The 18750-nt window shown below is 67.6% G+C and carries 22 protein-coding genes; 11 read left to right on the top strand and 11 right to left on the bottom strand.

The features are described from left to right. Positions 1–273 precede the first annotated feature (273 nt). Entirely contained in the window at positions 274–915 is a 642-nt protein-coding gene (locus ABNF93_RS28325) for a methyltransferase (protein WP_349331264.1), read from the top strand. A gap of 142 nt (positions 916–1057) precedes the next feature. Next, positions 1058–1504, top strand: a complete 447-nt coding sequence (locus tag ABNF93_RS28320) for a GNAT family N-acetyltransferase (RefSeq protein ID WP_502877638.1) — start codon at positions 1058–1060, stop codon at positions 1502–1504. Between the two features lie 62 nt (positions 1505–1566). Here ABNF93_RS28320 and ABNF93_RS28315 read toward each other — a convergent pair whose 3' ends face one another. Continuing rightward, positions 1567–2235 (bottom strand): hypothetical protein, encoded by a 669-nt coding sequence (locus ABNF93_RS28315; RefSeq protein WP_349331262.1) that lies wholly within the window; start codon positions 2233–2235, stop codon positions 1567–1569. Between the two features lie 183 nt (positions 2236–2418). Between ABNF93_RS28315 and ABNF93_RS28310 the strand changes: the two genes are divergently transcribed. Further along, positions 2419–3066 carry a nucleotidyltransferase domain-containing protein gene (locus ABNF93_RS28310; RefSeq protein ID WP_349331261.1) on the top strand — a complete coding sequence of 216 codons (648 nt, stop codon included), beginning with the start codon at positions 2419–2421 and terminating at the stop codon, positions 3064–3066. Between the two features lie 38 nt (positions 3067–3104). Here ABNF93_RS28310 and bfr read toward each other — a convergent pair whose 3' ends face one another. From bfr to ABNF93_RS28295, 3 genes are read right to left on the bottom strand one after another with little or no spacing between them, the layout of a single operon-like run. After that, positions 3105–3572, bottom strand: coding sequence for a bacterioferritin (gene bfr / locus ABNF93_RS28305; protein ID WP_349331260.1), 468 nt, complete (start codon positions 3570–3572; stop codon positions 3105–3107). 7 nt (positions 3573–3579) lie between these two features. Then, complete coding sequence (locus tag ABNF93_RS28300) at positions 3580–3780, bottom strand: (2Fe-2S)-binding protein (protein WP_349331259.1); 201 nt, start codon at positions 3778–3780, stop codon at positions 3580–3582. Further along, a complete protein-coding gene (locus ABNF93_RS28295) occupies positions 3777–4793 on the bottom strand; it encodes an ABC transporter substrate-binding protein (RefSeq protein ID WP_349331258.1) in 1017 nt (338 codons plus the stop codon). Before ABNF93_RS28295 ends, ABNF93_RS28300 begins: the two co-directional genes overlap by 4 nt. Positions 4794–4939: 146 nt before the next feature. On the opposite strand from ABNF93_RS28295, the gene ABNF93_RS28290 reads away from it, so the two are divergent. The 3 genes from ABNF93_RS28290 to ABNF93_RS28280 are packed head-to-tail and all read left to right on the top strand — an operon-like array spanning position 4940 to position 7898. Then, positions 4940–6001 (top strand): FecCD family ABC transporter permease, encoded by a 1062-nt coding sequence (locus tag ABNF93_RS28290; protein WP_349331257.1) that lies wholly within the window; start codon positions 4940–4942, stop codon positions 5999–6001. Continuing rightward, on the top strand, positions 5998–7128 hold the full coding sequence (locus ABNF93_RS28285) for a FecCD family ABC transporter permease (protein WP_349331256.1): 1131 nt from the start codon (positions 5998–6000) through the stop codon (positions 7126–7128). Before ABNF93_RS28290 ends, ABNF93_RS28285 begins: the two co-directional genes overlap by 4 nt. A gap of 2 nt (positions 7129–7130) precedes the next feature. Beyond that, positions 7131–7898 carry an ABC transporter ATP-binding protein gene (locus ABNF93_RS28280; RefSeq protein WP_349331255.1) on the top strand — a complete coding sequence of 256 codons (768 nt, stop codon included), beginning with the start codon at positions 7131–7133 and terminating at the stop codon, positions 7896–7898. Positions 7899–7924: 26 nt separating this feature from the next. Here ABNF93_RS28280 and ABNF93_RS28275 read toward each other — a convergent pair whose 3' ends face one another. Both ABNF93_RS28275 and ABNF93_RS28270 read right to left on the bottom strand, forming a co-directional pair. Next, the gene (locus ABNF93_RS28275) at positions 7925–8254 is read right to left on the bottom strand and encodes a YnfA family protein (protein ID WP_502877640.1); all 330 of its coding nucleotides are present in this window, start codon (positions 8252–8254) and stop codon (positions 7925–7927) included. A 20-nt stretch (positions 8255–8274) separates the two neighbouring features. Further along, the gene (locus tag ABNF93_RS28270) at positions 8275–8649 is read right to left on the bottom strand and encodes a MerR family transcriptional regulator (protein ID WP_349331253.1); all 375 of its coding nucleotides are present in this window, start codon (positions 8647–8649) and stop codon (positions 8275–8277) included. Positions 8650–8696: 47 nt separating this feature from the next. On the opposite strand from ABNF93_RS28270, the gene ABNF93_RS28265 reads away from it, so the two are divergent. Next, positions 8697–9137 carry a hypothetical protein gene (locus tag ABNF93_RS28265; RefSeq protein WP_349331252.1) on the top strand — a complete coding sequence of 147 codons (441 nt, stop codon included), beginning with the start codon at positions 8697–8699 and terminating at the stop codon, positions 9135–9137. Between the two features lie 24 nt (positions 9138–9161). On the opposite strand, the gene ABNF93_RS28260 is transcribed toward ABNF93_RS28265, so the two are convergent. The 4 genes from ABNF93_RS28260 to sigJ all read right to left on the bottom strand — a co-directional run bounded on the left by ABNF93_RS28260 (position 9162) and on the right by sigJ (position 13734). After that, a complete protein-coding gene (locus ABNF93_RS28260) occupies positions 9162–9833 on the bottom strand; it encodes a hypothetical protein (protein ID WP_349331251.1) in 672 nt (223 codons plus the stop codon). 170 nt (positions 9834–10003) lie between these two features. Continuing rightward, complete coding sequence (locus ABNF93_RS28255; RefSeq protein ID WP_349331250.1) at positions 10004–10999, bottom strand: glycosyltransferase family 2 protein; 996 nt, start codon at positions 10997–10999, stop codon at positions 10004–10006. A gap of 645 nt (positions 11000–11644) precedes the next feature. Then, the gene (locus ABNF93_RS28250) at positions 11645–12784 is read right to left on the bottom strand and encodes an NAD(P)/FAD-dependent oxidoreductase (RefSeq protein ID WP_349331249.1); all 1140 of its coding nucleotides are present in this window, start codon (positions 12782–12784) and stop codon (positions 11645–11647) included. Continuing rightward, entirely contained in the window at positions 12778–13734 is a 957-nt protein-coding gene (gene sigJ / locus ABNF93_RS28245; protein ID WP_349331248.1) for an RNA polymerase sigma factor SigJ, read from the bottom strand. The genes ABNF93_RS28250 and sigJ overlap by 7 nt, the downstream gene beginning before the upstream one ends. 172 nt (positions 13735–13906) lie before the next feature. Here sigJ and ABNF93_RS28240 point away from each other — a divergent pair, with 172 nt between their 5' ends. Both ABNF93_RS28240 and ABNF93_RS28235 read left to right on the top strand, forming a co-directional pair. Continuing rightward, entirely contained in the window at positions 13907–14461 is a 555-nt protein-coding gene (locus ABNF93_RS28240; protein WP_349331247.1) for a nucleotidyltransferase domain-containing protein, read from the top strand. 265 nt (positions 14462–14726) lie between these two features. Continuing rightward, on the top strand, positions 14727–15116 hold the full coding sequence (locus tag ABNF93_RS28235) for a hypothetical protein (protein WP_349331246.1): 390 nt from the start codon (positions 14727–14729) through the stop codon (positions 15114–15116). 332 nt (positions 15117–15448) lie between these two features. Here the strand turns inward: ABNF93_RS28235 and ABNF93_RS28230 are convergent, their stop codons facing one another. Then, positions 15449–16390: a hypothetical protein gene (locus ABNF93_RS28230; protein ID WP_349331245.1), complete on the bottom strand. Its 942-nt coding sequence runs from the start codon at positions 16388–16390 to the stop codon at positions 15449–15451. Between the two features lie 408 nt (positions 16391–16798). Here ABNF93_RS28230 and ABNF93_RS28225 point away from each other — a divergent pair, with 408 nt between their 5' ends. Both ABNF93_RS28225 and ABNF93_RS28220 read left to right on the top strand, forming a co-directional pair. Then, positions 16799–17848: a phosphotransferase family protein gene (locus ABNF93_RS28225; protein WP_349331244.1), complete on the top strand. Its 1050-nt coding sequence runs from the start codon at positions 16799–16801 to the stop codon at positions 17846–17848. Between the two features lie 332 nt (positions 17849–18180). Beyond that, positions 18181–18570 carry a LytR/AlgR family response regulator transcription factor gene (locus ABNF93_RS28220; RefSeq protein WP_349331243.1) on the top strand — a complete coding sequence of 130 codons (390 nt, stop codon included), beginning with the start codon at positions 18181–18183 and terminating at the stop codon, positions 18568–18570. Positions 18571–18750: the final 180 nt, after the last annotated feature.

Raw genomic sequence — 18750 nt, 5'->3', positions numbered from 1 at the left:
ATCGGCTTACCCGAGACGGTGGACCGCGAGGACGGGATTGTCGGATTCACTGCCAGCGACCTGGCCGCGGCAGCGCCATTCACCTCAGAGGTCCGCGGGCTCCATGACGTGCTCCCTGAGGAGAATCCGCCCTTGGCGCCGCGCGTCGACGTTCACCTTCCTTCGTACCGGCCACGGAGTTTGGTGCCGCTCCTCGCCTGGCTTGCCACGCGCCTCGCCCAGCCGAACGCAGAGGTCTCCTGGTACCTCGCCAAGCGGCAAGGACCCAACGCCGTGAAGCGTCTTCTGGAAGGAATCGGCTGGAACCTCGAGACGGAGCGCCAGGGTCGGCTGATGCGTCTGAGAGGCACGCCGCCCCACGCGCAGTCGCTTCCAGAACCAGCAAGCTTCACCGCTCAACTCGGAGCCCACGAGGCGAGACTGCGTGCGGACTATGGGGTCTTCTCTCCACACCAGGTCGACGAGGGAACCGCACTCCTGCTCGAAGTCGCCCTCAACTATCGGGCCGTCGACGTCGTGGCAGACATAGGTACCGGATACGGGCCGCTGGCAATTGGCCTCGTGCTGAACTCCGTAGCAAAGTCCGCGGTGGGCACGGAGGTCGACTGCCTGGCAATGTGGCTGGCGAGGCAGAATGCCGCCGATCTCAACGTGCCGCTCGAATTGGTTTGCGATCCCGATCCTCTCCGCGTACCAATGACTCCACTCACGGTCTGTAACGTCCCGACCCACGTCAATGCGTCCGAGTCGGCGCAGCTCATGGCCGGCTTGGTGAAGCGTGCGGAGTTCGGCAAGGTCTTCGCGGTCATACACGCGAGTATCGCGAGGCGATATGCGCGTCATTTCGAGTCTGCTGGCCTTGGAGTCATCGACCACCTCGGCAAGAATCACGTGGTTCTCGAGGCGTGCACCTGACCGCGTTGAGGGCTGCATCTTGCACCGGCCTCAAACTCGATTGCTGCCGCCCGCTCGGCTTGCCAGGATGCTCGAGGTGATCTCCGTGCGTCGGTATCGGGAAGCTGACCGCCCACATATCCGGACGCTGCACGATCGCGTGTTGCCACCGTGGCACAAGGGCCCTGAGCCGCCCGGATGGTTCACGGATCTGGAACGCATCGAGGAGTGCTACCTCGCGTTCTGGGTGGCTGTCGAACCCCGTGGAGATGGCGAGGTATTGGTGGGCATGGTGGGCGCAGATCTTCCCGGTACCGACGTTCCACCAGGCCTCACCGAGGGTCGTACCAGCGTGGCGCACCTCAGCCGGATGCGGATAGCTCCGGAGTGTCGCCGACAAGGGGTCGGGGCCCTTCTTTGCCGCACGTTGATCGACTGGGCAGTCGGCAACGAGCTCGAGGCGGTTGTCACCCACACTCCGTCGAACAACCCGCCTGCGCGTTCGCTGTACCGCAAGGTTGGCTTCGCTGAGGTCGGAACGACCGTAGTGGGGCCAGCCGAGCTGATGTGGTTCGACCTCCCCCTCCAAGGAGAGGTTCGCAACCTTTGAGCTGCTCACTCCGGGTGCTCGTAGATCACCAGCCGTCGGAGTGGCAGGGCCCGGGTCCGCGTTCAGCCGTCGTACGCCCGCACTGTGACCGGAAGGTGCCGGTCATCGTGGATGATCTCCAGCCGGACCGTGCGGGGCCCGGTGGTCAGGATCCCTCCGTTGAACACCGCGGAGCGATCCCGGCAGCCCACGAACCGTACGGCTGGTTCTCCGTCAGACAGGCTGTAGATGTTGTCCTTCGCGAACCGGGCCCGGTCGTAGGCCAGGGATGTGCCCGCCGTGACGGTGCGAAGCGCCGCCTGACTCCCCGGTGCGATCCGGATCATGACCTTGAACATCCTCGCGGGAGAGTGTCCCGACGGGACGGGTGAGACGCGGAACGCGACCAGCTCGACCGGCCCGGCACCAACCGTCCGAGCGCCGAGGCCCGCGTCGAAGTCCTCCGCATAGTCGCTTCCACATCGTCGGGTGACCTCCACTGCTGGCGTCGATCCGGCCGACCTTCCAGATGGAGCGGCACGGTCCGCCGAGGCCGGAAGGGTCTGGTACGCCTCCACCCCGGAGGGGTCAGACCTCACCCCGTCGACCGCGCCACACACCCCATCGTGACCAGCCCACCCACCACGGCAAGGTGGACGTACGCCCAACGCCTCCGCGACATCCCGCTCACGCGCGTAGTACACCAGCCGCCACGTCGTGGTTCCCTCCCGCGGACACCGGGCGAGTAACACGGCCAAACCTCGTCGAGAAGCGGGCTCCCTCGACCTCGTCGAAAATGCGTTGCTCGCGCCGGCGGCTGATCTGTAGGTTCCGCACAATGACCCTCCACTCCTGAGAGCGTGCGATGCATTCCCTGGCACGCAAGAGCCGAACACAACCGGTTCGACGATGTACGAGTGAGAGGTGTGCTGTTCATGGCTTCCGTCCCAGAAGCGGTCAGGTACGTCGCCGACCTCATGGCCGGCTTCCGACACCCATGGTTCCTCTGCGGCGGCTGGGCGGTGGACGCCTGGCTCGGCTACCAGTCTCGCGACCACGGTGACGTCGACATCGTCGTCTTCCACGATGATCAGCGTGCCGTCTTCGACCACCTCGACGGCTGGGAGCTGATCGCGCACGATCCCCACGTCCCCGATGACACCAACGAGCCATGGGACGGACGCCACCTCGATCTGCCCGCCCACATCCACGTTCCCCATCCCCGGAGCACTCTGGCCTCGTCCTCTGCAAGGTTCAACGCCGAGTTCGAGTTCGAGTTCCTCCTCAACGAGCGCTCCACCGATGAGTGGGTCCTTGCCCACGAGCCACGTGTCGCACTACCAATCGGCCATGCTGTCAAGCAGTCCGCGTGGCAGATACCCACAGCACTCCCGGAGATCGCGCTTTTCTACAAGGCTGGCGGGCACCTCGCTCCAGCCGAGGCCGGCGATCTTCGGCCTCACGATGAACTCGACTTTCTCGCCCTGCTACCGATCCTCACGACGAGCCAACGCACGTGGCTGCGAGACGCGCTTACCCTCACGCATCCAGCCCACCCATGGCTCACCCAACTGGCGAACTGAGGTGTACGAAGTCCCGCCCCAGCAGGATCTACGGGACGTTAGTCGGTTGAGCTGCCGTGGTTGATCTGCTGGGCAAGGTAGTGCGCGATGCCCACATGTTCGATGGCGTCGAGCTGGCTCTCGAACAGGTCGACGTGCTTCTCCTCGTCGCGCACCATGTCCTCGAACTCCGCGGCCGTACCGTGGTCGCCGAGCTGGTGGCACTCCTGTGCACCGGCGTTGAACTGCGCGACGGCCACCTTCTCGCTGTCGTACGCCAGCCGGAGAACTTCCTCGGGGGACTCGCCGACCTGGATGGGGTTGAGCCGCTGCACGTTCGGGTGCCCGTCGAACAACAGGATCCGGCGGATCAGGTCGTCGGCGTCCCGCATCTCCTCGATCGACAGGTCGTAGAAGACCTTGCCGAGATGTCCGAAGCCCCAGTGATCACACATGCGGGCATGCAGGAAGTAGGTGTTGGTGGCGGTGAGTTCGAGAGTCAGGGCATCGTTGAGCAATTCGACCACGCGTGGACTAACTGGCTGCAACTTCCACCTCCGGCGACGCACTGCTTGGCTCATGCTCGCACAGCAGTCGCTTGAGCGAGAAGACACACGCGCCACAGCCTCGTCCGGCACCGGTGGATTTGCAGATGTTCGCCAGCGTTCGGGCGCCACCATTGATCGATTCGACGACAGCGCCGTCGGTCACAACTTCACAGTGGCAGATGATCATGAGGAAAGGTCCTCCGGCAACGCGGGAGGCTCGACGTCGAAAGCCTTCGCGAGGTCGGTCAGGATGTAATACGCGCCCTGCACGCTCACCGCGGTCATCCAGGTGGCGTCCGACACCTCGGTCACCTTGGGCGCGAGTGGCTTCCAGAGCGGGTTGGCCGCGAATGCCTCCTTGGTTCGTACGGCAAGACCCTTCTCGTCCTCGTACGTCGTGACGAAGATCTTGTCGGCGTCGGCCTTCCGGATGTTCTCTTCGGAGATCTCGAGCGCGAAGCCGGTGGTGTCCTGCGGTTTCGGCCGGGCGAGTCCGGCGTCGTCGAGGACGATCCCGGAGTAGGTGTCCTTGAGGTAGAGCCGGGTCGGTCCGTCGAGGAACCGCGTCACCGAGATGGTCGGGTCGCCCGCCTTCGCCTTCACCGCTTCGCCGACCTGCTTGGCGGCCGTCTCGTACGCCCGAATCTTCTCCTCGGCGAGGTCCTTCTTGCCGAGGGCCTTCGCCAGCATCCGGATGTTTTCCTTGAACGTCGCCCCGGTGGTCTCGCTCATGATCGTCGGGGCGATCGCGGTCAGCTGGTCGTAGAGCGCCTCGTGGCGGACCTTGGCGCTGACGATGAGGTCGGGCTTCAGGGCGGCGACCTTCTCCAGGCTCGGCGCCTCGAGCTCGCCCACCGACACGACGTCGCCGGCGTACTTCGTACGGGCGCCGCCGAGGTAGTCGGGCAGGTCGGTGGAGTACGACCGGTAGGTCGTGATGCCCACCAGGTTGGCCTCCAGCAGGAGGGCCGCGTCGGCGTAGCTCGAGTCGAGTGCGACGATCCGCTGCGGCGGCTCCTCGATCTTCGTCGTCCCCATCGCGTGGGTGACGGTGACGGCAGCGCCGCGGGAGTCGTCCGACGCCTTCTGGCCGGATGCACCGGACGAGCCGGTCGAGTCCGAGGTCGACGCGCCTCCACCACAGGCGGCGAGCAGCAGAGCGGCGGCCACGACGAACGCGGTGAGGATCCTGCGGTGCACCCGGACTCCTTCATGCGAAGGCTCCACGGTCGGACCCGGCGCTTGCCGGCCCGAAGTGGAGCCAATCAACGTCCCACCAATAAGGTGAGGCTTCCCTAAAGCACGACTCTATTAGGTTACCCTAACTCCGGCAAGCGAGGGGCCACATGCCCGGCCTGACCACGGGAAGGCGCGGTGCCTCGGGAAGGACCGGGGCCACGGGAGGGCGCGGGGCGACGCCAAAGGGCGGCGTCTCGCGCCGGCTCCTGCTGCTCGCCGCGCTCGTACCCGTGGTCGCGCTGCTCTCCCTCGCGATCGGCTCCAACGCCTCCAGCCCGGCCGAGGTCTGGCACGCGCTCACCTCCGCCAGCGGTCAGGAAGCCGACACGATCGTCCGTACGCTCCGCTTCCCGCGGACCGTCCTCGGCCTGCTGGTCGGCGCGTGCCTCGGTGCGGCCGGCGTCCTCATGCAGGGTCACACCCGCAACCCACTGGCCGAGCCGGGCCTGCTCGGGGTCAGTGCCGGCGCGGCGTTCTGCGTCGTTCTCGGGCTCCGGTTGCGGCTGGTCGAGACGCTCGAACAGAGCGTGTACGCGGCGATCGTCGGCGCGCTGGTGGCGTCCCTCGCCGTCTATGCCATGGCGCGCTCGAGTCTGCACGAGGGCGGCGCCCGGCTCGTGGTGGCCGGCGCCGCGACGACGGCCTTCCTCGCCGCCCTGACGTCGGGGATCGTCCTGCTCGACGCGCAGTCACTGGACGCGTACCGGTTCTGGGCGGTCGGCTCACTCTCCGGCCGAGACCCCGACACGGGACTCGTGATCCTGCCGTTCGCCATGGGCGGGCTCCTGATCGCGCTGGTCAACGCCCGCTCGCTCGACCTCCTTGCCCTCGGCGACGACGTCTCGACGGCCATGGGACTGTCGGTGACCCGCTCCCGGCTGGCCGGTCTCGCCGCCGTCGCGTTGCTCACCGCCGCGGGGGTCGCGGCGTGCGGAGCCATCGCGTTCGTCGGGCTCCTCGCCGGCCAGCTCGCCCGGGCCGTGACGGGCGCCCGGTGGATGCCCGCCCTCGTCGCCGGATCGCTCGTCGGTGCGCTCGTCCTCGTGAGCGCCGACGTCGCCGGGCGCGTCGTCGCCGGTCAGGGCGAGCTGCAGGTCGGCGTGGTCGCGGGGGTTCTGGGTGCGCCCGTCCTGATCTGGGTCGTACGCCGGAGAGGTCTGGCGCTGTGACCACGGCGACCCGGTCCGAGCGTCCCGGCCCCTCGGACCCCTCCGGCCCGCCCGGCTCTCCGCACACCAGGCCGCGGATCGGGCATTCGTCGGCCAGGCGGTTGTACGCCGTCGCCGCGCTGGCCATCGTCCTCGCGTTCGCCGGCCTCGTGTTCTCGGCCAGCGTCGGCGAGACCAGGCTCCCGCCGCTCACGGTGCTCCAGACCCTGGTGGGGCTGGGTGACAGTGGAACCGAGCTGATCGTGTTCGAGCTGCGCCTGCCGCGTGTCGTCACGGGCGTCCTGGTGGGAGCGGCGCTCGGGTTGAGCGGTGCGCTGCTCCAGTCCGTCGCCCGGAACCCGCTGGCCAGCCCGGACATCCTCGGCATCAACGCCGGCGCGTCCGTGGCAGCGGTCGGTGTGGTCGTCCTGGCCGGGTCGGCGGGCGGCGTCTCGGGGCTCGCGGCGTCCGTCGGCCTACCCACCGCCGCGCTTGCCGGGGCGGTGGTGTCGGGCCTGGTCCTGTACGCGCTCGCCTTCGCCGGCCGGCGGCTCGACCCGATGCGGATGGTGCTCGTCGGCGTGGGGATCGCCGCGGCGGGCGGGTCGGTCGTGTCCTGGCTGCTGACCCTCGGCGACGTGGCCCAAATCGGGCCGGCGATCACCTGGCTCGCGGGATCGCTGCACGCCGCGACCTGGGCGCGCTCGATCGGCGCCCTGTGCGCGCTCGTGTTGGTCGTGCCGCCGCTGGTGGTCCTCAACCGCCGGCTCGACGTACTCGCCCTCGGCGACGACCTCGCCGCCGGGCTCGGTGTCGACGTCGACCGCAGCCGGGTCGTGCTCCTTCTCCTCGCGACCGTGCTCGCCGGGGCGGCCACCTCGGCGGCGGGCGCGATCGCGTTCGTCGCCCTCGGCGCGCCGCAGCTTGCCCAGCGCACCGCGCGGCTTCCCCATCCGCCGGTCTTCACGAGCGCCGCGGTCGGCGCCGCGGCGGTCGTGTGGGCGGACGTGTGCGCCCGCCAGGGCTTCTCGTGGCTCGGGCTCGGAGCGACCGAACTGCCGGTGGGGCTGCTGACCGCGGCCATCGGCGCGCCGTACCTGTTGTACGTCGTGGCGCGCACGCGCCCCGTCATCCGGAGGGCTGGCTGAGCATGGACGTCGTCGACCTCAGCCTCGGCTACGGCGAGCACCTCGTCGTGGACCGGGTCGACCTGACCATCCCCGCGCGGACGGTCACCGCGATCGTTGGCCCGAACGGGTCCGGCAAGTCCACCCTGTTGCGGGGCATGGCCCGGCTCCTCCGGCCGCGTACCGGCCGGGTCGACCTCGACGGCGTCGACATCGCGCGGACCGGCGGCAACGAACTCGCGAAGCGGCTCGGACTCCTGCCGCAGGGACCGCTGGTCCCCGAAGGCCTCACGGTCGGCGACCTGGTCGGGAGGGGCCGGTTCCCGCACCGAGCGTGGTACCAGCGCTGGAGCAGTGCGGACGAGGAGGCCGTACGCCAGGCACTCCAGCGGGTCGAGCTGCTCGACCTGGCCGACCATCCCGTCGACCAACTGTCCGGTGGGCAGCGCCAACGGGCCTGGCTCGCGATGGTGCTCGCCCAGGACACGGCGTACCTCCTGCTGGACGAGCCGACGACCTACCTCGACCTCGCCCACGCGGTCGACGTGATGACCGTCGTCCGGTCCGTCGCCCACGACGGCGGGCGTACCGTCGTCTGCGTCCTGCACGACCTCACGCTCGCCGCCCGGTTCGCCGACCACATCGTGGTGCTCGACGCCGGACGCATCGCCGCCGAGGGCACGCCACGAGACGTCCTCACCGAGGACCTGCTGCGCGCCGTCTTCGGCCTCACGGCACGGGTCGTCGAGATCGACGGGGCGCCTGCGGTCGTGCCGACTCGCCACACCTGAGCCGCGGGCGGCCCGGCTGGGGAAGCTCAGGCCACTCGCGGGGAGTACATGATGACCGCGACCCCGACCAGGCAGATGAGAGCTCCGGCGACGTCGTACCGGTCCGGTCGGAACCCGTCCACGGCCATGCCCCAGGCCAGCGACCCGGCCACGAACACCCCGCCGTACGCAGCCAGGATGCGGCCGAAGTGCGCGTCCGGCTGCAGCGTCGCGACGAATCCGTAGAGGCCCAGCGCGAGGACGCCGGCGCCGACCCAGATCCACCCCTTGTGCTCGCGGACTCCCTGCCAGACCAGCCAAGCGCCGCCGATCTCGGCAACGGCGGCGGCGACGAACAGCAGCAAAGACTTCGTCATACTCACGGGCGCCAGTCTCCTCACGCGCCGCCCGTGACGAACGTGCAGCTCCCCTGCTCGCACGCCGTTCGGGCGGAGACGATCTCTTTTCGCAACGCCTTCAACTCCGCGATCCGCGCATCGACCCGATCGAGTGCGGCATCCAACCGCCAACGCTCCGACTCACACGTCACCGGACCGGCGTCATGCGCGGCGAGCGCGTCGATGATCTCGTCGAGCGAAAGCCCCAACGACTTCATCCGTCTCGCCAACTGGATACGCCCCACCGTGTCCTCGCCGTACTCGCGATACCCCGACGGGCGGCGGGCCGGCACCGACAGCACGCCGCGTCGTTCGTAGAACCGGATCGTGTCGATCGTGACTCCGGCACGCCGGGCAACCTCACCGATCTTCATCGCCAACCCTTGACCCTGGACATGGGTCCAGAGTCTACGGTCGTGGAATGACTACTTCATCCAGCTCCGCTCCCCTCGTCTGCGACATGACCACCGCCTCCGACACCCCGGAGGAACGAATGGCCGAGTACGCGCGACTGTTCGACCACGCACTCGCCGGACGGGAACGCACCGACGACGCCGTCATCTGGCGGTTCACCGCCCGCGCCGGTGTCGAAGCGTGGGTGCGCGACCTCGCCGAACGGGAGGCGGCATGCTGTCCGTTCCTGACCTACACGGTCACGACGTACGACGATCAGGTGATCTACCGCATTGCCGGCGAGGACGAACCGATGGTGCAAGCAGCCCTCGACGAGATCGATCACGTCCCCGAACATGTCGCCGACGGATTCCCGGGCCTGTTGGAACGGCTGCGCAAGGCCGGCTTCGACATCAGGACGAGCGACGACGGCGCCGTCACCACCGCGTCGGCGCGGGCGGACTCCTGATCAGGTCGCCTGCTCCTGCGCGGCTCAGAGTCCGAACGCCTCGCTTACCCGCTCAGCCAAGTCATCCTCGGTCATCGTGGTGCTGACGTCGATGACGCGTAGTTCGAGGCTCGCTGCTTCCTTGTAAAGCCGGTTCGTGAACAGTCGATCACGCTCGAGCAGGTTGTGCAGAGCACGTTTCGGATTGTTGGTCTTCCGCGCTATCTCCCAGGTCGAACCCCGGCTGTCGAACGCAGCCCGGCGGAAGTCGGGAGTCGGGAGGAGCCAAACGGCGTTGGTGGGCGCGGCGAGGAGAGGCTTCACGAGGCCTGGCAACACCCGGTGGCCCTCGACGATGATGCGAGGCTCTCTCGGAAGGCGGAGAAGATCTTCGACGATCAGGCCGAATCCCTCGCCCCGCCACCAGTGGAACGTCTCCAGCATGGTTTCCGGAGGTCGGTTCACCCATCGCTCGTCCATGTCCATGGCCACGAACTCGCTCAGGTACGGGCTGTCTTCGGGTGTGCTCCGGCTGGCGTGATCAGACATCACGTCATCTGTCGAGTAGAGATGCAGACCGTGCGCAGCGGCCAGGCGGCGAGCGATGGTGGACTTGCCCGCGCCGCTCCCGCCACCGATCCAGTAGACGTGCTGGAGCCGTGCCCTCACCGCCGCAGTCTCCCCGTGTCGTTCAGTGCGCACCCCGATCTCATCCATGGGGCACGAGTCTGTGGCACTGGACGCCGAAAGATAAGTCTTGAAATGGTCTCCTGACCTGTGCGAAAAATGGAGAAGGAACACGCCCTCCTGCTCAGGCCGGACGCGCAACCGGTCAAGCAGCGCCGACGTTCTCCGAAGTGATCATCTCCAGTTGCAGCGACAAGCGGTCACCTTCCCGTGTGAACTGTGATATTTCTCGTCAGCTTCAGGAATCCGAGGATGAAGCCCAGGCCCCACCCGACGTGGATGCATGGCAGGACTGCGAGGTACCACAGCCCGGTGCGGATCCCTTCGCGCGTCGCTATGGTCGACGCGACAACGACGAACAGTACGTAGAGCGCGGGAACGGCGAAGCCGATCCACAGCCACCCCAAGCCCGCGCCGAGGCCGATGATCCCAAGGATTGCGCCGCCGAGCACCCCGAGTACCGCTACCGGCGGAACGAAGTAGCGCAAAGAGTTCTCGGCGCCGAACCGACGTGCGAGTTCGCCTCGCCAGATGCCGGTCGAGACGAATTGGCGGACGAGCCTGCGTAGGCTCGAGCGCGGACGATAGACGACTTCGAGCTCGGGCGTGAACCAGACAGTTCCGCCGTTCGCGCGCATGCGGCGGTTGAGTTCCCAGTCCTGTCCACGCCTGATCCCCTCGTCGAAAAGGCCGACTTCGACGAGACGATGCCGCTGGAAGACGCCAAGGTATGCGGTCTCTGCCGGTCCTTCCTCGCCGCCGACGTGGTGTGGCGTCCCACCGAGCCCTTCGCGGGCGCCATATGCGTGAGCGACCGCCTTCTCGAACGGCGTCGTGCCCTCGGCTTTCATGATGCCGCCGACGTTGTCCGCCCCGGTGCGCAGGAGAGTCTCCACCGCGATGCGGGTGTAGTCGGGCGGCAAGACTGAGTGGGCGTCCACTCGCACGACAATCGGGTAGGTCGAAGCCATGATCGCCGCATTGAGGCCACCGGGAGTCGAACCGAGCTCGTTCGGGATGCTGCGGATCCGCGGGTCATCCCGCGCCATCTGCGAGATCACTTCGTTGGTGCCGTCCACGCTCGGTCCGAGCGCCAGGACGACCTCGCACGGGCCGTCATAGTCCTGCCCGATGAGGCTCTCGACGGCCGCCTCGATGTGCTCGACTTCGTTGAGCACCGGCATGACATAGGACACCCCGTGGAGTGTGTCTGCCCTGCCTGCCATGTGGTCCTCGTCAACGCCGGAAGGATCGTCGAGGCTACCAGCCGACGTCTGAAAAGCACGGAAACGCTTTGTACTGCGGCTGGGTCAACGGAAGGCGTCGCTGTGATCGCGCGCCCAGTGCAGCAAGCTGTGCGGTGGTTCCCCGGTGAGGTCTGCGCGGTCGACGTGACGAGGGTCGACGCCGAGCGGGTCTCGGCTGCCGACAGCAGGGCGTCCACCAGGGCGGGTGGGCGGCCGTCGGCAAGCATCTGTGCTCGCGCGTCCTTGACGGGGACTTCTTCGAAGCGAAGGTCCCGCCCGATCGCCGTGCCGATCGCCTGGACGTGTTCGGGGCGGCTGATCACCTGGGGTCCGGTCAGCCGGTAGGTCGCACCCACGTGCACGTCGTCGGTGAGCGCGCAGGCAGCGACAGCTGCGACGTCGCGCGGATCGATGACCGCCGCCGCCGCCGTGAGCGGGCCACGCACAATTCCGGCAGTGCGGATCTGTTCAGCCCGCCCAGGGTGTTGCTCGCCAAGGTGTCCGAACGCAGCACGGTCCGCGGCAGGCCGCACGAGCGGGAGTCGGGAACGCGGCGGCCTGGTAGGGCCGCCGCGTCCCGGAGGGGTGCGGGAGTCATGCCGCGGCCTCCTCCTCGGAGCGGGGGAAGAAGGGGAGCTCGAGGTAGACCCTGTCGGCGGCGGCGAGGATCTTCGAGGCGTCGTCGACCGGCGGATGGATGGCCTGGTTGATCCGCACCTTGATCTCTTTGCCTTCCGCGCCTGAGGCCATCACCCTGCGGTCCCAGCCCCGGGTGAAGATCGCACCGGCACCGCCCAGGTCCAGGCAGGTGACGTACGGACCGGGCGTGAAGTCGCGCAGTGGCACGCCCAGCAGGTCTGCCGCCGCGTTGTATCCGGCAACCTTGCCGAGCGGGGTGGCGTGCTGGCAGGCCTGCATGACCGTGTGCTCGGCGTCGAACGCCGCGGCGGCCGTGTCCCCGGCGACGAACACCTCGGGAAGGGCGCGCAGCCACTGGTCCACCGGAACCCGGCCGAGGTGGTCGAGTTCGTCGGAGACCTGCCGGGTGAGCTCGCTGGCCCTCATTCCCACGGACCAGACCACCGCATCGGCCTCGACCGTGGTGCCGTCGGAGAGGACGGCGTACCCGTCGCCGACCTCCGTCACCGTGGTCCCGAGGCGGCATTCGACGCCCAGTTCGTTCAGAGCCTCCCCGATCTCCTCGCGCGGGCCCGGGCCGAGCTGGTGTCCGACCACTTCCGACCGGTCCACCAGCAGCACCCGGCCCCGGGCGGCCAGTTCGGTCGCGGCCTCCAAGCCGACGAACCCGGCGCCGACGACCACGGCCGAGTAGTCCTCCCGGTCGCGCAGATGCTCGGTGAGCCGCCGGGCACCGGTCAGGGTGTCGATGTCGAAGAGTCGTTCCGCGCCGGGCAGGCCCTGGGGCTGAACGAGCTTGCTGCCCGCCGCCAGCACCAGCCGGTCATATCCGATTTCCTCGTCGTCGGCCACGACCACGCGGCGGTCGGTGTCGATCGTGCTCACCGCGGCCCGCAGGTGCTCGACGCCGATCGGCTCGAGGATCCTGCTGAGTTCCACCTTGGCCAGGTCCGGCTCCGGCTCGTACAGGCGCGGCCGCAGCACCAGGTGCTCGTTCGGTGCGATGAGTGTGATGCGCAGGTCGGCGTCTCCGCGTACCAGCGCCGCTCCCGCCGCGCTCCACGCGCCCGCGAAACCGCCTCCGATGATCACCACGTGTCCCATCGTGTTTGTCCTCTCCTGAGCCTCGCCCCCGGGATCGGAGGGTTCGGCAGGGAGACAAGATGGCGGGTTCGGATGTGACCGATGCGGGCGAGCTTCTCGGGATTGGCCAGTCTCCTGTACTCCGTGATCCGCCCGTCGACGATCTCCACGGTGTCGAGCCAGACCAGCTCGCCACGACGGTAGGTCGCCAGGGCCGGGGACCCGTTCACCTCGATGATCTGGAACGCGTCGGGGCGCCTGATCTCGATCTGCCTGATCGCCAGTAGGGCGATCGTCTCGGCACCGTGCACCGGCCTGCGCGCGGCGGTCACCTTGCCGCCGCCGTCGCCGACATAGACGGCCTCGGGGGCCAGCAGCTTGACGAGCCCGGCCATGTCCCCCGCGTCGGCCGCCGCCTTGAACGCCTTGAGCACGCGTTCGCTCTCAGCCCTGGACGCCCTGGGCAGCTCCCCGACCGCGGCGACCCTCGCCCGCGCACGGGAGGCGAGCTTGCGGCTGGCGGCGGGCGTGCCGCCAAGCACCTCGGCGATCTGGCCGAACGGGAAGTCGAAGACGTCGTGCAGCACCAGTGCGACGCGTTCGGCGGGGGTAAGCCTCTCCATGAGCACCAGCATCGCGGTGCTGACCGACTCGTCCATGAGCACCTGTGCGGCGGCGTCGGGCCCGGTCAGCAGCGGTTCGGGCAGCCAGGGCCCGACATAGGACTCGCGCCGGACGCGCGCCGACTTCAGCACGTTGAAGGACGTACGCGCGGCCAGGGTCACCAACCAGGCCCGCAGATCCCGCACCTCGGACAGGTCGACCGTGGCGGCACGCAACCAGACCTCCTGCATCACGTCTTCGGCCTCGGCCACGGTGCCGAGAATCCGGTAGGCCGCCCCGAATACCGCAGGGCGATGCGATTCCCAGTCGGCCTCCGACAACGTGATGGTCGACCCCACCCTCGGCCCCCTTGCCCACTCGGATCAGCGATCGACCTCCGATTCTAGGGACGGATGGGCTCCATCCGCCGGTAGCGCCGGCCGGGATCGATAACCGTTCAGCGCTCCTGTGGCAAGGGCGTTAGCATGCCCGGCGGGCATGGCCAGCTTGGAGTCCAGTGGAGATGGAAAGATGTCGAGCGAGACGCCTGCAGAGACGTTCTACCGGCGCGGTCGCGCCCAACTGGTGAGCATCTACGCTGTCCTCGAGGTCTTACGCCGAGCGGCAGTGGCGGCCTGGTTGTTCGGAGGGTGGGGTCTCGACGCTCGGATCGGTCGGATCACCCGCGAGCACGGCGACATCGAGTTCTGGGTCGAGAGATCGGACGGCGAGCGCGGCACGGCGGCGCTTGTGGAGGAGGGCGCCGTCCTATTGGAAACGCAGCCGCCCGAGGAGTCGCGCGAGTTCACCTGGAACGGTGTCGCCTTCAGCACCGCGTATTTCGACGCGCATCCGGACGGCACGTTCCGCACACAGGGCCGTTGGTCTGACTGGGTGTTCCCTGCCGACTCCTTCAGCGATTTTCCCGGCGTTCTTGGCGGCCATGCCATCCCGGCGATGAGCGTCGCTGGAATGCTTGCGATGAAGGAGCAGTTTCCCAAGCTGCGCAACGGTCGATCATGGCGCCCGAAGGATGTCCACGACATCGCCACCCTCCGAGAATTGCTCGCACACCCGCCTGAGTAGGTGCCACGACACTGCCTGGCTCGCCACGTCGAAGCCGTCTCGCTGGAATCCGAGTCGCTGTACCCGCCGGCTCCTCCCTTCCAGGGCGGCGGCCTGTCCGCCAAGGAGAAGACGGTGGCCGATCAGGGTTCCTCGTAGCCGACCCAACCCAGGAGCTTGGCCATCGCCGGACCAGGGATGAACGGATGCGTCACTCCAGTCGTGTGAGCAGATGAGGCCTCACACGCAATCGCTCATCACGACACGGGAAAGGCCGAGTATGGCAATGAAAACTGCCCGCGCGGCACGAACATGGGGGGCGGCCGCGTTGGTCGCCGGTGCCCTGCTGATGGTGGCAGCACCAGCCACCGCCGCTACCACCGCCGAGCCCGCTTCACAGGCTGTGGGCACCACGTCGACCCAGCAGGCAATCACCATGCATCCTCCGGGGTGCATCGGCCAGGAACTCGTCCTGCAGTGGACGGCCATTCCGGACGCGTTCGGCTACAGGATCTTCGCCGACGGAGTGTGGTTTTCCGGTTCTCAGTCAACCATCGCCAACTTCTACGGCGTGGACCAAGACATAACCTGGACCGTTCGCGCTATCGATGAGTCGGGCAAGTACATCTCATTGGAGAGCAACGGTGTGAAGAGTCCCTGCCAGGAAGCTGGCTAACAGCACCGGAGCGGTTGAACATAAGGGCCGGGGCTCGGGCCGGTCATCTGACCAGCCCGAGCCCTTGCCGACGGCGTTTCACACACTCAAGAATCGCGGTTCACGGGCGCAGACATCGCTCGCATACTCGATATCTCCGAACAGCGAGTGCCTCAGCTGATCAAGCCGATCGGGGTGAGGACGCGTCAGGGTCACGACGCAGAGCATCCTGATCATCTGTCGACGATCACCCATATGCCTGGATGTGGTCCCACATCAAAGACGTACATCGTGATCGAGTTCGCCTGGGGACGAAGGGCCGGAGCGAGCCAGGCCGTATCCCAGAGGGAAGGTCAGTCGGCCAGTGCCGCGATGTTGGCCATCTGCTGCCGTGGTATCTCTGCTCTGGTTCGGATTTCGGTCAGATCGGCGTGCGGAACAAGACGCAGCCAGGAAACGAGCCGGTGCACGTGGACCAGGACTCGGGTTGCGGCGAGGTCGCGGTGCAGCACCTGTAGGTCGGCGTGCAGGTGTTCGCGCCACACCATCAGGTAGCTGTCGCAGAGCGCTTCGCGGTCCGAAGATGACAACGGGGCTTGGTTCCACTCCTCCACCGAGGCGAGGAAGCCGTGCAGGGTGACGAACGGGTGGCCCCAGAGTGCATTGCCGAAGTCGAAGAACCGCAGTTGTAGCGTGCCGGCCCCGCGGTCGGCGCAGATGTTCGCGGCATAGACGTCGTTGATTTCCAGGTCGAGTGGAACGGTGTTGCTGAGGGGCGCAGTGCACCGATCCAGTACGCCCGCGGCTTGGTCAGCCCGTTCCAGCGTGTCCGGTTCGGCGTGGAGTGGATGGCCCGCCGGCAACGCAGCCCAGTCGCGGGCGACAGCGCGCACCCGGTCGCCGGCGGCGCTGGGTGGGAGCACGACAAGCCCAGGGTGCTCGCCCACCTCGAGATGGCCGAGCAGTGAGCATTGGAGCCGGGCCAATGCGCGGACCACGGTGCACCGGGTGGACTGATCAGCGACGTCTTCATGGTCGAGTGTCGTTCCGTGGTCGTTGGTGAGCAGCCAGCCGCGGGACCGATCTACCGCGATCGGCGCGACGACGGCATCGGGTGCCAGACGTGCCAGGGCAGCAGTCAGGCCAGCCTCGAACCGATGCCCGGGATTGGTCTCCTTGAACCACACCAGCCCCTCGGAGGACCGATAACAGCGGACCACGGACCACAAGCGGGCTCGGTAGGTGACGGGTTCGCCGATGATCCAGCGGCCCTGCTCGGCGAGCCGACGGCTCACCCATGCATCTACGGTGCGCGTCCACTCCGGTGACGTCCAACGGCGAACCCACCGACCCTCGGCGTCCGGCCCCAGCGGTCTTGCCGGTGGAGGATGGTGTCGTGGCATGGCCCGGGACGTTAGCGCCTGGGTACGACACCCTCCGGACAGGGATCTCACGGACGGAACGAGAGACGACGGCGGTCCTCGTATGTCTGAGCACCGCAGGAACTCTGCACGTTCCCTATCGGGTCGCGACTGACCCACTGTGAGCAACGCCGTGAGCAAAGCGTCCCGCGAAGCCAGCGCCCATGCAGGAGCTGCGGACGGTCGCACGTCCGATCCGCGTCGGCGCCTGTGGCTCATGGTTGGCGCGCCAAGCGACCCGTCAATGGGCCCCCGCGGACGACCTGGGCGGATACTGGCGGGATGCAACATCCCAGGCACGAAGAGGTCGCTGCATTCCTCGCCCAGCACTCCGGCGGCACTCCCAGCGACCTGGAGCCCCTCACCGGCGGAGCGTGGTCATCGGCATGGGCCTACCGAGCGGGCGGCGAAGAGTTGGTGATCCGCTTCGGCCGTGAACGTTCCTGGTACGAAGCCGACCGGATGGCTATGGCCTTCAGCGGACCGGATCTGCCGGTACCGCAGGTCAGGGAGGTGGGGACCACACCGACCGGGCAGGCCTACGCCATCTCGGTACGTCATCACGGGCGGTTCCTGGAGGAGACGCCGGTCGAGCGCGCCGATGCCGTCGCTCCCACCCTCACCCGCCTGCTCGTCGCGCTTTACCGGGTACCCGCATCCCCCGGTACCCCGGTGATGTGGCACCCGGCAGGCGCGCCGGCCCGCAGTTGGCGCGACCTTGTCCTCGCCAGGCTGGTGGACGATCCGGGGAACCGGGTGCACGGATGGCGCGCCGCCCTGGACGCCGACCCGAAGCTCGCGGCCCTGTCCGCAGCGGTCTGCGACCGGGTGAGGACGCTGATCGCGGCCTGCCCCGAGCGCCGCGATCTCATCCACGGTGATCTCCTGCACGGCAACGTGCTGGTGAGTCCGGACTGTCGCCGGATTCAAGCGGTGCTTTCCTGGAAGAATTCGCTACGCGGTGACTTCCTCTACGACGCCGCCTGGTGCAGTGTCTGGGGGCCCGTGTTCTACCCGGGGATCGCCGCCACCGACCCGCTGTCCGGACTGCTCCAGGACCCAGGCCTACGAGCCGACGAGAGCGCCCTCGTCGACGCCGCCGTACGCCACCACTGCTACGAGCTGCAGATCGGCTTCACCCACCTGGGGTGGAACATACGGACCTGGGACCAGAAACATCTCACCGCCACCGCCGGGCTCCTCGCCGAAATCCTCGAACGCGGTCCCTGCCCTCGACCGGCGCCTGAGCAGACAACCGCCGACAACATCGGACGCGAAGATCCGAACCAGGGTGGGGCCAACATTCGCGACGCCCGACGTTCGCCAACATGAGCCCGCCTAGAGTGGGCGCCAGGGACGTCCCCCAGGTCACCCTCGGATCCATCAATGTCGAAGCCGCGGATCCGTACGCACTAGACCCGAAACAATGTCCGTTTAGCCATGGCCTACCCAGGGTCATGATCAACGTCCGGTGGAGATCCCCACGGACGCCGTGGGCCGGTCAGCAGCGATCGGGCCACGACTTATTATCCGCGGTGCTTTGTCCACAAACCGGCGAAGATGCCGGTTTGCGATACCGTCAAGGCCTCGTGTCACCGGGCCAACCCACAAACGTTCGGGTTAGCGGGAATGCACACGGATTACGTGGTTGCAATCCTGGAGTCATGCCGTCCCTGCGTTGCCTCGTTGTCGACGACAGCGCGCAGTTCCTCGCGTCCGCGCGAACCCTGCTCGAACGCGAAGGCATCGCCGTCGTCGGCGTTGCGTCGACGATCGTCGATGCTCTCCGGTGCACCGAAGAGCTCCAGCCGGACGTCGTGCTGGTCGACATCAACCTCGGCGACGAGAGTGGCTTCGAACTCGCCCGCCGCCTCGACGAGCGCAAGCGGACGCAAGCGCCACCCGCAGAGCGGCCGGAGATCATCTTGGTCTCGACTCACGCCGATGACTTCGGGGAGCTCATCGCCGCCAGTCGAGCCCGTGGATACCTAGATAAGTCAGACCTCTCGGCTCATGCCATCCACGGTCTCGTCAGCGGTGACGGCCACGCATAGCAGCCCCGACGCCCGCCCCGGCGTAATCATCGTTCGCGAACGCGCATACGTCGGGCGTCGGCCGTCCGAATACGCTACCGATGCCCGGCTCAGCCGTTTTTCCGGAAACGTCAGCGACTCCCTGACAATCCCGAACATGGCGGGAGTACGGCGTGCTGAGCCAGGCCAACACCTCGTTGC

This window comes from Actinopolymorpha sp. B9G3 (genome assembly GCF_040120725.1).
Lineage (GTDB): Bacteria > Actinomycetota > Actinomycetes > Propionibacteriales > Actinopolymorphaceae > Thermasporomyces.
This window is presented reverse-complemented; position numbering and strand designations above follow the sequence as displayed.

Excerpts from the sequence above, each read along its gene's own strand:
- ABNF93_RS28310 (WP_349331261.1), top strand. The coding sequence starts at position 2,419 with ATGGCTTCCGTCCCAGAAGCGGTCAGGTACGTCGCCGACCTCATGGCC.
- ABNF93_RS28300 (WP_349331259.1), bottom strand. The coding sequence starts at position 3,780 with ATGATCATCTGCCACTGTGAAGTTGTGACCGACGGCGCTGTCGTCGAA.
- ABNF93_RS28290 (WP_349331257.1), top strand. The coding sequence starts at position 4,940 with ATGCCCGGCCTGACCACGGGAAGGCGCGGTGCCTCGGGAAGGACCGGG.
- ABNF93_RS28280 (WP_349331255.1), top strand. The coding sequence starts at position 7,131 with ATGGACGTCGTCGACCTCAGCCTCGGCTACGGCGAGCACCTCGTCGTG.
- ABNF93_RS28275 (WP_502877640.1), bottom strand. The coding sequence starts at position 8,254 with ATGACGAAGTCTTTGCTGCTGTTCGTCGCCGCCGCCGTTGCCGAGATC.
- ABNF93_RS28270 (WP_349331253.1), bottom strand. The coding sequence starts at position 8,649 with ATGAAGATCGGTGAGGTTGCCCGGCGTGCCGGAGTCACGATCGACACG.
- ABNF93_RS28265 (WP_349331252.1), top strand. The coding sequence starts at position 8,697 with ATGACTACTTCATCCAGCTCCGCTCCCCTCGTCTGCGACATGACCACC.
- ABNF93_RS28260 (WP_349331251.1), bottom strand. The coding sequence starts at position 9,833 with ATGGATGAGATCGGGGTGCGCACTGAACGACACGGGGAGACTGCGGCG.
- ABNF93_RS28240 (WP_349331247.1), top strand. The coding sequence starts at position 13,907 with ATGTCGAGCGAGACGCCTGCAGAGACGTTCTACCGGCGCGGTCGCGCC.
- ABNF93_RS28235 (WP_349331246.1), top strand. The coding sequence starts at position 14,727 with ATGAAAACTGCCCGCGCGGCACGAACATGGGGGGCGGCCGCGTTGGTC.
- ABNF93_RS28225 (WP_349331244.1), top strand. The coding sequence starts at position 16,799 with ATGCAACATCCCAGGCACGAAGAGGTCGCTGCATTCCTCGCCCAGCAC.
- ABNF93_RS28220 (WP_349331243.1), top strand. The coding sequence starts at position 18,181 with ATGCCGTCCCTGCGTTGCCTCGTTGTCGACGACAGCGCGCAGTTCCTC.